The sequence below is a fragment of the Actinoplanes subglobosus genome, assembly GCF_042650585.1.
GTDB classification, from domain to species: Bacteria; Actinomycetota; Actinomycetes; order Mycobacteriales; family Micromonosporaceae; genus Actinoplanes; species Actinoplanes subglobosus.
Genome location: NZ_JBHSBL010000013.1, coordinates 193,194 through 206,913 on the forward strand (window position 1 = coordinate 193,194; position 13,720 = coordinate 206,913).

General features: G+C 72.8%; 11 protein-coding genes (1 of these 11 running past the window's edge). 9 read left to right on the plus strand and 2 right to left on the minus strand.

The genetic code is table 11. From position 1 onward, the window contains the following. Positions 1 to 56, minus strand: the 5' portion of a protein-coding gene (locus ACFO0C_RS13490; RefSeq protein WP_378066935.1) for an AfsR/SARP family transcriptional regulator. 301 nt of this gene lie to the left of the window's left edge; only the first 56 of its 357 coding nucleotides appear in the window; the start codon lies at positions 54 to 56; its stop codon lies beyond the left edge, outside the window. On the opposite strand from ACFO0C_RS13490, the gene ACFO0C_RS13495 reads away from it, so the two are divergent. Beyond that, a complete protein-coding gene (locus tag ACFO0C_RS13495) occupies positions 41 to 229 on the plus strand; it encodes a hypothetical protein (protein ID WP_378066936.1) in 189 nt (62 codons plus the stop codon). The genes ACFO0C_RS13490 and ACFO0C_RS13495 overlap by 16 nt on opposite strands. Positions 230 to 479: 250 nt before the next feature. On the opposite strand, the gene ACFO0C_RS13500 is transcribed toward ACFO0C_RS13495, so the two are convergent. Beyond that, positions 480 to 1,778 (minus strand): prolipoprotein diacylglyceryl transferase family protein, encoded by a 1,299-nt coding sequence (locus tag ACFO0C_RS13500; RefSeq protein ID WP_378066937.1) that lies wholly within the window; start codon positions 1,776 to 1,778, stop codon positions 480 to 482. Between ACFO0C_RS13500 and ACFO0C_RS13505 the strand changes: the two genes are divergently transcribed. The 8 genes from ACFO0C_RS13505 to ACFO0C_RS13540 all read left to right on the plus strand — a co-directional run. After that, positions 1,762 to 2,343, plus strand: coding sequence for a DUF4255 domain-containing protein (locus tag ACFO0C_RS13505; protein WP_378066938.1), 582 nt, complete (start codon positions 1,762 to 1,764; stop codon positions 2,341 to 2,343). The genes ACFO0C_RS13500 and ACFO0C_RS13505 overlap by 17 nt on opposite strands. Then, complete coding sequence (locus ACFO0C_RS13510; protein ID WP_378066939.1) at positions 2,340 to 3,134, plus strand: hypothetical protein; 795 nt, start codon at positions 2,340 to 2,342, stop codon at positions 3,132 to 3,134. Before ACFO0C_RS13505 ends, ACFO0C_RS13510 begins: the two co-directional genes overlap by 4 nt. Before the next feature lie 14 nt (positions 3,135 to 3,148). Continuing rightward, positions 3,149 to 5,035: a phage tail sheath family protein gene (locus ACFO0C_RS13515; RefSeq protein WP_378066940.1), complete on the plus strand. Its 1,887-nt coding sequence runs from the start codon at positions 3,149 to 3,151 to the stop codon at positions 5,033 to 5,035. A 12-nt stretch (positions 5,036 to 5,047) separates the two neighbouring features. Beyond that, a complete protein-coding gene (locus tag ACFO0C_RS13520; protein WP_378066941.1) occupies positions 5,048 to 5,509 on the plus strand; it encodes a phage tail protein in 462 nt (153 codons plus the stop codon). After that, positions 5,506 to 7,389, plus strand: a complete 1,884-nt coding sequence (locus ACFO0C_RS13525; protein ID WP_378066942.1) for a phage tail sheath C-terminal domain-containing protein — start codon at positions 5,506 to 5,508, stop codon at positions 7,387 to 7,389. The genes ACFO0C_RS13520 and ACFO0C_RS13525 overlap by 4 nt, the downstream gene beginning before the upstream one ends. Next, entirely contained in the window at positions 7,389 to 12,365 is a 4,977-nt protein-coding gene (locus ACFO0C_RS13530) for an eCIS core domain-containing protein (RefSeq protein WP_378066943.1), read from the plus strand. The genes ACFO0C_RS13525 and ACFO0C_RS13530 overlap by 1 nt, the downstream gene beginning before the upstream one ends. 35 nt (positions 12,366 to 12,400) lie before the next feature. Further along, entirely contained in the window at positions 12,401 to 12,880 is a 480-nt protein-coding gene (locus tag ACFO0C_RS13535) for a phage tail protein (RefSeq protein WP_378066944.1), read from the plus strand. Further along, on the plus strand, positions 12,877 to 13,720 hold an 844-nt coding region (locus ACFO0C_RS13540), incomplete at its 3' end, for a CIS tube protein (RefSeq protein WP_378066945.1). The genes ACFO0C_RS13535 and ACFO0C_RS13540, both read left to right, overlap by 4 nt.

Below are 13,720 nucleotides of genomic sequence, written 5' to 3' on the forward strand. Positions count from 1 at the left end.
CCTCCAGCCCGTGCAGCCGGAGCTGCCGGTACCGTTCGCGGTGCACGAGGAGCCATGGCTCGTCCCAGTCGGGCAGCAGGTCGTACCGGAAAAGGCTCGCCGGGGGAAGATCACCGCAAGGCTCGCCGCCGACCATGCGCTCGACGGTGTCGAGGTCGATGTCCCAATGATCGCCGAAGGCGAGCACCCCGGCGTCCAGGACGAGCCGTTCGTGCAGCTCGGGCGGTAACCGCCAGACCGCGCCGCGCAGGTTGGCCTGGGCCCGCGCCTGCGGATGGCCCGGCCACAGCGAGCGGGCCAGCACCGCCCGGTCCTCGGCGCCGTCGTTGAGCGCGACCCGCACGAGCAGCCGCTGACCGGTGCGGGAGACGGTGAGCGGGCAGCCGCCGACGGCCATCGTGAAGCGCCCGAGAAGCTTGAGCTGAACCGTGTCGCCGCGCATGTCGGCCCCCGTCCGCCCCGGCGGCCGCGAGCCGAGATCACGTGCCGGGATCGTCACCGAAGTAGTCCCCGGCCGTCCCGTTACGCGACGGCCCGGATGCCCTTGGCAGATGGTATCCACCGGTGGCCCCGTTGGGACCGGCCGTCACGCGGTCGGGGAGTCGGGTCGGTGACACCACGACGTGCACGGCGACGCCCGTGGTGGCCAGCGGTTTCAGGCCGAGCGCCCGGATCACGCCGGCAACCGGGCGGAGTGGGTGCGAAAAGGACACATGCCGTCCGTCGGCGCCGCGGGACGCGACGATCCGCAGCCCGGCGGACGTCCCGGCGGCGACCGGTTCGCTGCCGCCCGGGTCGAGGGCGCGCAGGAGAAGCCAGGTCTCGTCGAGGTGCGCGGTCGCGACCAGCGGATCGCGGCGCCGCAGCGTCAGCGTCACTCCGGCGATTGCCGCGGCGGCGACGATGCCTGCTTCCAGAGCCGGAGGTGGTACGCCCGGAGCCGCCCCGATCCACGCGGCGACGGCGACCTGCACCCCGCACATCATCCGCGCCACCGTCACTCCGCCGACCGCCGGCCGATGATCACCGCGCAGTGCCTCGGTCCCGAACCGGACGGTCGCGTAGGATGCCAGCACCCAGGCCAGTGCCGTCCCGGGCGGGCCCGCCACCAGCACGAACCCAGCGACCCCGAGTGCGGCGAAGACGGCCGACTCGACCAGCGCGACGGGGAACAACCGGACCCCGTGCAGACGGTCCGGCAGCCCGGCCCACCGTGGATAGACGATCCCGATCCCGGCCGGAGCACCATGGCAGCACCCACTGACCAGGCAACCGATCCGTCCGACGGTCAGGAACGCGCACACGCCGACAGCGAACACGTCGAGCCCCGGCAACACCGGCGCACCCGCTGCCCAGCGCAGCAGGGCGACCGCGCCGCACGCCACCCACAGCGACTCCAGCAGCACGAACGACTCCCGGCCGGTGACCGCCCGGCGCAGAAGACCCCACCCGAGCAGCGCGAACCCGGCGGCCGCGGCGATCGCCAGGACGTCCAGGACCGGCACCCCGGCCCGGAACCCGGCGAGCAGGGCGACCGGCAGGGCCAGATGGAAGCCGAGGATCCCCAGCGACCGGAACGCCGGGCCCGTGCCGAGCGTCTCCCGCGGCAGGCGGTCCAGCAGCCGGTTGATCTCCACCGCCGTACCCTCTCCCCCGGCCGTCACCGCAGCGTCGCGCGGGACCGGTGACGGTGGGGTGACGGCCGGGCCGGACAGTGACGGCGTGGCGAGATCGACGGTGGTCGCGGCGACCGTGCTGAGCGTGCAGACGCGGCTCAACCGGTCGTTCGCCGAGATGGACGCGGCCGACCCGGACGCGTTCCGGATGCTGCCGACCGCCCGGATCGTGCGGACCGACGACTTCGCCAAGGCGGGCGCCACCGCGAACAGCCCGATCCGCTTCCCCACCCTGTCGATCTTCTGCTACCGGGTGGACGTCAACCGGACGATGCGCGCGCCGTGGGCGGCGGTGGCCGCGGCAGACGGCTCGGTGCACCTGCCGCTCGACATCCACCTGCTGCTCACGCCCTGGGACAGCGACGCCGACGCCGAACTGCGCATCCTCGGCGCCACCATGCAGATCCTGGAGCAGCATCCGGTGCTCAGCGGCCCGGCCCTGCACCCGCTCGGCCGGTGGCAGCGTGGTGAGGCGATCCAGATCCTCAACGAGGACCTGGTCACCGAGGACGTGATGCGTACCTTCGACACGCTGCCCAGCGACTTCCGGCTGAGCGTCTCCTACTGTCTGCGGATCGCCCGGATCGACGCGCCGGACGAGCCGGAGCACCCGGACGTGACGACGGTGGTCCGCGGGCTGGCCGCCAGTTCGGTGCCGTACCCATGAGCGGCCGGTTCACCCCGTCGCGCTACGACGAACGGGTCCTGCGGCTCGCCGTCGGTGTCGAGCCGCAGGACGTCGCCCGGGGCGGCCGGGTCGCCGGGCCACTGCGGGTGCTGATCGAGGACGCGCCGAAGCCGCTGCACCGGTGGCGGCTGTGGCGGCCGGGCGAGACGCTCGACGCGTTCCTGGGCCGCCTCGACCGGCACCGGTCCGGCCGGTTCGCGCTGCTCGCCGGGCCCGGCTCGGGTGATCTGGTGCTGCGCCTGACCGAGCCGGGCGGCAGGCGGGCGCTGGTGCCGCGGCGGGTCGCGGTCACCGGAGCGGATCCGCGGATCCTTCCGATCGGGTTGTTCCCCGGTACGGCGGCGTCGCTGCCGTCGCGCGCGACTGTCGTACGCGGCCGGGTGGTGACCCCCGATGGCGTCCCGGTGCGGTGGGCGCGGATCCGGGCGGCCGACGACACCGGTGAGGACGCCGGCTGGGCGCACGGCGACGACCGCGGCGAGTTCGTGCTGGTCGTGGACCTGGCCGAGAACGCGCTGGCCCCCGCCGACGACCCGCTGGCGGTGTCGATCACGGTCACCGCGGTCGTTCCCGCGCCGGAACCCGACCCGGACGATCCGCTGCGCCCGGTCGTCGACCCGCTCTGGGACCTGCCCGTCGAGCCGCTGCCGGACGACGACGCCCTCGCCGGGCGGGTGGAACTGCCCGGGCAGACGTCGTTCGGCCCGTTCCCGTTCGACCTCCCGCTCGGCCGGGAGACCTCGCTTTCGATCCCGCTTCCGATCCCGTAGGGGAGTTCGCCGCGATGCCCGAATATCTCGCCCCCGGTGTCTACATCGAAGAGACCACGTTCCGGTCCAAGTCCATCGAGGGGGTGCCGACCAGTACCACCGGGTTCGCGGGCGCGACCCGGTACGGCCCGGTGCAGTACCTCGGCGGCCCCCGGTCCACCGAGCCCCGGCTGATCACCAGTTTCACCGAGTTCGAGCGGGTGTACGGCAGCCTGGAACAGCTGCGGGTCGACCGCGGCGACGGGCAGCCGTTCAGCGAGGCGTACCTGGCCCACGCGGCTCGCGCGTTCTTCCTCAACGGCGGCCGCCGGCTCTACGTGAGCCGGGTGTTCACCCCGGAGGCGAACAACCTCGGGCTGGCCGCGCTGCCGATCGCGTTCGGCACCGGTGACACGGCCACATGGCGGGCCCGGTGGCCCGGGGCGTACGGCAACGCGCTGCTGACCGTCCGGCCGGTCCGCAAACGCAACTGCGCGTTCCAGCATCCGGATTTCGGCCCGCAGGCGACCGGCCTGTCCCGGGGCGCGGTGGTGGAGATCGCGGAGCCACCGGTCGCCCCGGCCACCCTCCCCCGCGACCAGGACGACCTGACCGCCGGCACCCTCGCGGTGATCACCGTCGACGACACCGTGATCGACGGCAGCGGCCGCGCGAAGCAGTCGTTCACCGGCACGGGCGGCCCGGTCGCGGTCACCTCCACCTCGATCATCAAGGAGGTGGTGCTGCGGGTCACCGTCCAGCCGTCGCCGGAACGCGTCGACGTCTACGACGACCTGGCCGTCCATCCGGCGCAGCGGCGCTGGATCGGCCGGATCCTGCAGGCCGACGACCCCGAGGACGAGAACGCCGTCCTCTTCCTGGACACCGCGGCTCCCGACGACCCGGACGACGACGCGACACTGACCCGGGCCGCCGCCCTGATCGTGGCATTGCAGACGGCGACCACCGGGGTACGCCTGGCCGGCGGCAACGACGGCCTGATGCCGGGGCCGGACGACCTGCTCGGCGACGAGGCCGACCCGGACGTGGCGACGGTGAAGGCGACCGGGCTGGCCGCGCTCGGCGAGGTCGAGGACATCGCGATCGTGGCACTGCCGGACTCCGGCACCTACGACGACCGGACCCTGTGCGAGCAGGCCACCGACCGGCTGATCGGGCACGCCGAGAACCTGCGCTACCGGATCGCCGTCGTCGACGCCCCGCGGGCGAGCTCGATGACCGAGGTCCGCGACTTCCGCGGCAAGTTCGACAGCACCCGGGCCGCCCTGTACCACCCGTGGATCGAGGTGCTGGACCCGTTGCAGCGGCCGGCGCAGGGTTCGCCGCCGCGTCGGGTGCTGCTGCCGCCGTCCGGGTTCGTGACCGGCGTCTATGCCCGCACCGACATCGCCCGGGGCGTGTTCAAGGCACCGGCCAACGAGGTGGTGCAGGGCCTGACCCGGTTCGAGGCGAACATCAACAAGCCACGCAACGACGTGCTCAACCCGGAGGGCATCAACGCGCTGCGGTTCTTCGAGGGCCGCGGCAGCCGGGTGTGGGGCGCCCGCACGATGACCTCCGACCCCGAGTGGGTCTACGTCAACGTGCGGCGGCTGTTCATCTACCTGGAGCATTCGATCGACAACGCCATGCAGTACGCCGTCTTCGAACCCAACAACACCCGGTTGTGGGACTCGATCCGCCGTACCGTCGAGGATTTCCTGTATGTGCAGTGGCTGTCCGGGGCGTTGCTGGGTGCGACCGCCGAGGAGGCGTTCTTCGTGCGCTGCGACCGCACCACGATGACCCAGAACGACCTGGACAACGGCCGGCTGATCTGCCTGATCGGGGTGGCGCCGACCAAGCCGGCCGAGTTCGTGATCTTCCGGATCGGCCAGTTCACGGCCGACGCCCGAGCCTGAGAGGACTGACCGGTGCCGACACAGCGCGACAATCCGTACGGTGCGTTCAACTTCCTGGTCTCGCTCGGCGGGGCGCAGGGCAACGGCGACGAGGGCACCCCCGTCGGTGGGTTCTCCGACGTCAGCGGGCTGGGCTTCGAGGTCCAGTACGCCGAGTACCGCAACGGCAACGACAAGGTCAACGCCGTCCGCAAGATCCAGAACACGTTCAAGGTCGACGACGTCACCCTGAAACGGGGCCTGATCGGCTCCGAGGACCTGTTCACCTGGCTCAAGGACGTCCGTGACGGCCGGATCGACCCACGCACCGTCACCATCACGCTGCTCGACGAGGCCCGCAACCCGGTGTCCAGCTGGAAACTGCGGTCGGCCCAGCCGAAGAAATGGACCGGGCCGACCCTGGCGGCCAAGGGCGGCACCGAGACCGCCATGGAGGAGATCGTGTTCACCTGCCAGGAGATCGAGTACCAGTGAGCCTCCTCGGCGCGCCGGGGGTCCGGGTCGCCCCGCCGGAGCCGGTCCGGGCGATCACCGGGGTACGCCGGGACGTCGCCGCCTTCTGCGGGGTGGCGCCGCGCGGCCCGGCCGGGGTCGCGGTGCCGGTCACCGGCTGGGACGAGTACCGGTACCGGTTCGGCGGCTACGAGGGGCCGGGGCGGCTGCCCTACGCGGTGGCGGCGTTCTTCGCCCAGGGCGGGGAGCGGGCATGGGTGGCCCGGATCGTGCACGACCACGACGGCGGGGGCCGCGCCACCGGGGCACTCGGGCCACTCGCCCTCGCCTCGGCGGACGAGGGCACCTGGGGTGACCGGGTCCGCGCGACCCTGTCCTTCGCCGCGCAACCGCTGCCCGTGCTCACCGCCACGACCGGGGAACTGGTGGCCGCCCCCGGCGTCGACGTGCCACCCGGATCGCTGCTGCGGGTGAGGCTGGCCGGAGACGTGCGGCTGCTGCGGTTCGCCGGCCGGATCGAGGACCGCCCCGACCCCGCCGGGCCCGGCACCCGGCGGCACCTGCTGCTCGACGTGCCGCTGCCGGCCGCGTCCACCGATGTCGAACTGGTCACCGGCACCCTCACCGTGACCGACGCCGATCCGCTGCTGCCCCGTACCGAGATCCTCGATGGGGTGAGCCTGCATGCCGCACACCCGCGCTGGCTCGCGGCGGTCCTCGCCGGCGAGTCGACGCTGGTCGCGCCCGCCGCCGACTGGGAGACCACCGATCCGGCCGCCCTCGACCCGGCTCTGCCCGATCTGACCACCGTCCTGGCCGGCGGGCGGGACCGGTGGGACCGCATCGTGCCCGAGGACTTCTGGGACCCGCGCTGGGTACCCGGCGACGAACGGCCCGGCACCGGAATCCATTGCCTGGCCGAGAACGACGAGGTGGCGCTGCTGGTCGCGCCCGACCTCTACGACCCGGCACCGCTCGACGCCACCGCCGACGTGACCACGCCACCGTCGGTGGCCGGGCCCGGCTTCGCGGTCTGCGTCGCCGTCGCGCCACCGCCGCCACCGGCCGAACCCGCACCACCCGGGCTGACCGGCCTCGCCCTCGACCCGCGGGTGCCCGCCGACCTGAACCGGATCGTCGCCGCCCAGCGGGAGCTGGTCCGTTTCGCCGACACCCGCCGCGACCTGACCGTGCTGCTGGACGTGCCGTTCGGGCTGCCGCAACGGCGGATCCTGGCGTGGCGGACGGCGTTCGACTCGCCGTACGCGGCCGCCTATCACCCGTGGCTGGACGTGGCCGCCGGCGATGACGCCCGCGACATGCTGGTGCGGGTCAACCCGTCCGCCTTCGCCGCCGGGATCATCGCCGCCCGGGAACGCCGCCGCGGGGTCGCGGCCGGCCCGGGCAACGAGATCGCCGCCGGCGCGGTCCGGGTGCCGTCCCCGGTCACCGCGGCCGACCACGACCAGCTGCACCCGGCCGGCGTCAACGTGTTCCGCCCGGACCGCGACGGGATCCGGCTGACCGCCGCCCGGACCCTCGCCCGCGACCCCTCGCTGCGCCAGCTCAGCGTGGCCCGGCTGATGACCGTCCTGCGGCTCTCGCTGGAGCGCGAGCTCGACTGGGCGGTCTTCGAACCCAACGGCGAGGATCTCTGGGCGGAGGTACGGCGATTGGTCGCCGATCTGCTCACCAGGATGTACGCGGCCGGGGCGTTCGCCGGCGCCACCACACGGGAGGCGTTCTTCGTCCGCTGCGACCGCACCACGATGACGCAGAACGACCTGGACGGCGGCCGTTTCGTCTGCCTGGTCGGGGTGGCACCGGCCGAGCCCCTGGAATATCTGGTGCTACGCCTGACCCGCGACCGCGACGACACCGTCCGCGCCGGGCCGGTGTGATGGCCGTCGAGCAGTCACGGTCCGCCCGGGCACCGGCGCAGGCGGCCGGTGCGGACCGCGCCTCCACCGCCGCCGTGGTGGAGGACGCCGCCGGCGTCGCGCCCGGTCAGGAGCGGCGCGGCGCGTTCCTGACCGCGCTGCGGGTCGATCTCGAACGCATGGTCACCGAGGAGTTCACCGATACCCCGTACGCGGGGACCGGCTGCCCGCTCATCGGCTTCTACCTGGATCACTACCAGTCCGCGTCGCTCGGCGAACTGACCGCCGCGGCCGTCCGTACAGCCGGAGGCGGCGCCGCCGACGCCGCCGGCCTGAGGCTCGGGGTGGTGTCGGCCGCCCGGGAGGCGGTCCGGCAGTGGCGGCGGACCGGCACGATGCCTCCCCTGCCCACCTGGCTGCCCGAGCCCCCGTCGGCACTGGCCCGATGGCTGGGGCTGGGCGGTTCCGCCGGCACGCAGCGCAAGGCGGACGGCGGCGGCCCGGGCCGGGGCACGGCTCCGGGTGGCGTGCTGGCCCGGCTGACCACCGGGCAGCCGCTGCCGGGCACGCAACGGTCCCGGCTGGAACGTGCGGTCGGCACCCCGCTCGGCGACGTCCGGGTGCACACCGGCCCGGAGGCCGCGGCCGTCACCGGCGAGGAACACGCCCATGCCCTCACCGTCGGCGACCACATCGCGTTCGCCGCCGGCACCTGGCAGCCGGGCACGCCGTTCGGTGACGCACTGCTGGCCCACGAGGCCGCCCACGTCGCCCAGCAGCGCGGCACCGGACCAGCAGGGCCCGGCGCCGAACACGAGGCCGACCTCGGCGCCGCCGGATTCCTCACCGGGCGCCCACGCCCACCGGCCGGCGCCGGCGGCGGACTACGCCTGCAACGATGCGGCGGCTCCGGGCCGGAGTTCGACTGGCGCGGCGCGGCGCGAACCGAGGTCACCGGCGCCGCCGACCGCATCCGGCAGCTCCAGGCCGAACTCGACCGGATCTCGGCCGGCGACATGACACCGGCCACCGCCCAGCGGATCGGCGAGATCCAGAAGGAACTGATGGCCGAGGTGCAACGGCTCCGGGCGGCCGGCATCCGCCTCGACATGATCGCGATGCTCCGGAAGATCCAGGCCGGCGAGGACCTGCTGAAGGTGACCGGCCGCATCGACGGCACCGAACCCACCCGGGTGCCCTTCGGCGAACGCCGCCAGCTGCGGCTCCTGCTCGACTGGATGCCACAGCACACCGACGTCCGGACCGCCTGGATGCTGGAGGTCGAGGGACTGTCCGACGCCGTTCCGGACGGCACCCCCGGCACGCTCTTCGAGAAGACCCTCAACGACAGATTCTGGGCGGGGTACGACCACAACGCCCGCCTCGTACGACGTGGCAGTGGGGTGGCGCTGCCCCCGGTCCGGGTCCTGGTGCAGGTCTACACCGGCAGCCAGGCACGCCCGGAGTCCACCATCGTCGCCCCCTGGTTCGAGATCGTCGACGTGCCCCCGGCCACCAGCACCATCGACTCGCCCCGGATCCTCTCCGCCGCCCCGCCGCCGGCGACCGGGCCGCAACCGGCCGCCACCCCGCAGAAGGATCTCGTGCTCCAGGGTGCGACCGTCCCGTTCCAGCTCTCCTGGGCGCCGCCGCTGGGCTGGAGCACCGGTCACGGCTACCGGATCGCCTGGGCGGTCTCCGATCCAGGCAAGACCCTGGACCAGGCCGCCCTGCAACGGCTCGCCGCCGGCCGCGAGGGCCGCCGCCTGCCCGACGAGCAGAACACCGTCTACGAGCACCGGTTCCGCGGCACCGGCGACCACGTCGTCTACGTGGTGATCCAACCCGGAACCGCCACCGAGGCCGAGGAACGTTACGAGAAGGCGGGCAACCTCCCGGACACCCGGACCGTGCTCGAACACCGCGCCGCGGGCGGGTTCCTGGTCGGTACCCGCCCGGTCCAGGTGGTCGACGTGGCCACGATGGCAGGTGAACAGCTGGCCCGTGGCAGCGCCCAGCCGCCCCGGGCGTTCGGCGACTTCATGGGCGACCTCGACCAGCAGATCACCGCGACCACCCAGGCCATCGAGGGCGGCACCCTGGCCCCGCGCGAACTGGCCGCCCAGAAGGAACGCCTCACCGAACACCGGTCGGCCGTCCAGAAGAACCTCGGCACGGCCGCCGCGATGCTGCCGTTCCCCGCCACCGACGCCGAGTTCCGCACCGACGCCACCTACGTCACCCCGGTCCCCTGCGCCTACGCCCACCCCGACATCGGCGGCGCCCAGCCGCTGGCCGTCTACGTCCGGGTCAGGGCCGTCGGCGACGACTGGGAAGCCGTCCTGATCGACGCCACCACCAGCGAGATCCTGCCCCGCAGAGGTGTCGGCGGCAGCCAGGCCGCGGCCATGCGCGCGGCCCTCGCCGACTGGGGCGCCAACAACGACTTCCCCACCGGCGGCCAGGTCGCCTACCGCTTCGACCGATGGGGCATCACCGGCGGGTTCAGCACCACCACGACCGCCAAGACACTGCGGGAATGGGCCTCCAGCATCCTGTCCGTGGTCGGGCTCATCGTCGGTGTCATCCTGCTCCTGCTGCCCGAACCCACCAGTAAGGCCGGCGCCTACGCCCTGCTCTACGGCGCGGCGGGCGGCGTCGCGATGGCCGGCATGGTCGGCGGCATCCTGCTCGGCGGCTACGAGATCTACCGCAACCTCTCCCTCGGGCGGCCGCTGCTGAGCGAACGCAACGCGATCGAGGCCCTCGGCATCCTCGCCAGCGTCCTCGGACTGCGCGGAACCATGCTGGCCCGGTCGGCGGGCAAGGCGATCCAGGCCGGAAGCGCCGAGATCGCCACACTGCGGCAGATCCGGGTCGGCCAGCGCCTGGTCATCGCCTCAGCGGCCATCGACGCCGGAACGTTCGTCGAGGTCACCGCGTCGGCGCTGTCCCAGCTGCAGGACATGGCACACGACGAGAGCATCCCGGAGAGCGAACGCGAACGGCGCATGCTGCAGACCATCGGCATGCTGGCCGTCCGGGGCCTGCTGCTGGTCGGCAGCAACCGCGACCTGTTCGGCCGCATGGTCGCCGGCCGCCGGCAGCCCGGCGTGATCGACGCACGTGCCGCCCGGGGCGAGAAGGTGGAACTCGACCCGTTCAACAAGGCGCTGATCCAGATCGAACTGCGCAACCTCGGCCTCACCCCGCAGCAGCTGGCGGGGCTCGACGACACCGTCCTGGTCCGGCTGCTGGGCGAGGTGCACCAGCGGATGGCCGCACCCGGCGAGGCGGCCACCCTGGCCAGCGCCTACGGGAAAGGCATCACCAAACGGCAGGACACTCCCCTGTCCCCGACGAACTTCAAACAGGCGCTGCGCCCGATCTCGGTGCCGCTGCCGCCGACGGCCAAATACCGCTTCAACGCGGCGACGGCCACCGGCACCCTGGTCGTGACCCTGCCCGGCGGCGGCAAAGTCACTGTCGACATCGTGTTCCTCCAATACCCCAACATCGGGGTCTCGGCACCCAGCGCGCCGCACGACCGGCCTGGTGACGCCCGGCTGGCCGTCAAGGAGAACGGCAAGGGCGGCTACACCGCGACGGTCTACCTCCACACCGACCTCTCCGCGGCCGACACCAGCCTGCTCGCCGGGGTCGAACTGCGTGAGCTCCTGGAGACCGTACGCAGCTACCCCGGTTCCGGCGCTCCGGACTTCGCCACCCACCGCGCCGCGCAGCAGCGGCCCGCCATCTTCTTCTCGACCACCGCGGCGACCGCCACCACCGTGCCGACGGCCGAGGACCACTCCTCGGCCTACATGCTGCGCCGGCTGTGGCAGCGGTCCGGAATGGAGGGCAGGGCCGCGGCCACCCTGCCGGCCGGCCCGGTCCGGGACCTCGACGTGGCACTCTTCGAGCTCGGATTCGGCCGCACCGGCAACCACGACGAGATGGTCGGCGCGCTGCAAGGCATCCTCGGTGCGGACGCCAGCCCGTCGTTCGTCGCCTTCGTCCGCGGCTACCGGGCCCGGCGCATGGCCTCGGCCGGGACCGCCCTGGCCGACGTGCTGGACAACCCGGTCGCCGGACCCGACTGGAACGGGCTCCGCACCAGCCTGACCACCCGAGGCCTGTCCGCGCCAGACGCCGAGGCGGTGGTCAGCCGCCTGGCCGGAACCGGCCGGACACCGCGGGAGGCCGCCCACGTCGCCTCTCTGCCGACCGCCCGGATCACCGAGCTGGCCGGCCTCGGCACCAGGGAGCTCGGCCGGATCCTGACGCTCGATCCGGCCCTGCTTCCGGACGCGCTCGCCCTCACCCCCTCACCGGCCGCGCTCAGCGCCATGCTGAAACAGGTGGACACCCCCTGGGTGGAAGCCGTGCTGCGGCAGCCGATCGGTTCGCCGAACCGTGCGCTGCTCGGCGAGATGGCCGCCGACGCCCTCGCCGCACCCCAGCGGCAGTTGCCGACCGAGTCGTGGTCCGAGACCAAGACGTCGCAGCCGCAACTCGAACAGATCCTCGACCTGCCCGCATCAGGCTTCGAGCGGATGCGTCACCCCACCACCGGCGATCTGCTCTCCGAACCCGGATTCAAGAACCGCAGGCCGCTGAACAGGGGACGGGAGGGCAGGAAGCTGAGGGACGTCACCTGGCCGGACATCTACGGCCGGCGGACCGCCACCGGCCAGGACGAGGCCATGGAGTTGAAGACCGTCTACCTGGGCGAGTCGGTGGCCTCGCAGTTCCGGAAGAAGGAGACCCTCGAGCGGATCGAGACGCAGCACGGCGGACGAATAGCGCACCTGCCCCTCAACGTGCCGTCCTACCTCGTGGTGGACATCCGCCAGTCCGGCCAGAGCATCCCGCAGGCGCTACAGGACCTGTCCGCGGTGCTGCCGCAACAGATGCAGGGCTTCTGGAACGGCGTGCGCTTCATCACGGGGACACACGGCAACCCGCAGTTGTCCGGCACCTATCAGATCCCGTGACGGTGTGGTGACGGCTCCGGCTGAGGCTGTGCGGCGTGACTGACGTGGCGCTCACCGCCTTCCGTTTCGCGGTGACCTTCAACCGGGTGTCCGGCGACGGGCCGCAACGGCTCGGCGACGGCGGCTTCCAGGAGGTCACCGGCCTCGACGTCGAGATGGACGTGAAGGACTACGAGGAGGGTGGCCGCAACGACGGTGTCGTCCGCCGCATCGGCCGCGCCAAGTACTCGCCGCTGGTCTGCAAACGGGGCATGTTCGGGCCGGCCGGCGGTGACGCCACCCCGGAGCTGTGGCAGTGGTTCCAGGACATCGTCGCCGGGATACGGCCGGTCCGCCGTTACGACGGCACCGTCACCGTGCAGGACCAGCAGGGGCGTCCGATGGCCGCCTGGCGGTTCCTCGCCGCGGTCCCGGTCAAACTGGTCGGCCCGCAACTCAACGGCCGTACCGGCGAGATCGCCATGGAGGAGATGACCCTGGCACACCAGGGCCTACGGCTGGAGGGCACCGCGTGACGACGTTGGAGAAGGCCGTCCTGGAGGAACTCGACAAGGCCGGCGAGGTGGTGGCGGACAGTGCCGTCCCGGTGCAGTTCAACCCGACGTCGCTGAAGGTGCAGATGTCCAACAGCACCGACGGCGCCGGGTCACGCGGGCGTCAGGTGCAGCAGTACAACGGGTCGGCCAGCACCACCCTGTCGGTGCAGCTGGAATTCGACACCGCAGACGAGGGCACCACCGCCGAACCCGTCGACGTCCGCGGCCGTACCAGCGCGGTGGCCCGGTTCATCCTGCCCGGCGGCAGCGGCTCCAAACAGGCGCCGCCGCGGGTCCAGTTCCGCTGGGGGACGATCATCGTCGGCGGCGTGATGACCAGCATGTCCGAGGATCTGACCCTCTTCTCCGGGCAGGGTGTGCCACTGCGGTCGGCCGTGTCGATCGACATCAGACAGCAGGACCGCAAGTTCGAGGCGCTGGAGACCGGGCCGGGCGCCAACCCGGACACCGGTGCCGCACCGTCGGGCGAGCCGGGCACGGCCGCCGGCCCCGACAATCAAACCCGCGGCGATCGTACGGCCGAAGCCCTCGACGGTGAGTCGGCCGCCGACTTCCTCGCCCGCAACGGCGCCGACCCGTCCGCGTGGCGCGCCATCGCCGGGCTGCTCGACGATCCGCTCTCGCTGTCCGCGGGCCTGGCCGTCGACTTCTCGGCCTCGATGTCGCTGTCGGCGGGGATCGGGGTGTCGCTGGGTTTCGCCGCCGAACTCGACGTGTCGGCCGGCGTGTCACTCGGCCTGGACGCCGGCGGAGGCGGTGGCGGTGGCGGTGGTAATGGCGGTGGCGCCGGGTTGGCTC

Excerpts from the sequence above, each read along its gene's own strand:
- ACFO0C_RS13510 (WP_378066939.1), top strand. The coding sequence starts at position 2,340 with ATGAGCGGCCGGTTCACCCCGTCGCGCTACGACGAACGGGTCCTGCGG.
- ACFO0C_RS13515 (WP_378066940.1), top strand. The coding sequence starts at position 3,149 with ATGCCCGAATATCTCGCCCCCGGTGTCTACATCGAAGAGACCACGTTC.
- ACFO0C_RS13530 (WP_378066943.1), top strand. The coding sequence starts at position 7,389 with ATGGCCGTCGAGCAGTCACGGTCCGCCCGGGCACCGGCGCAGGCGGCC.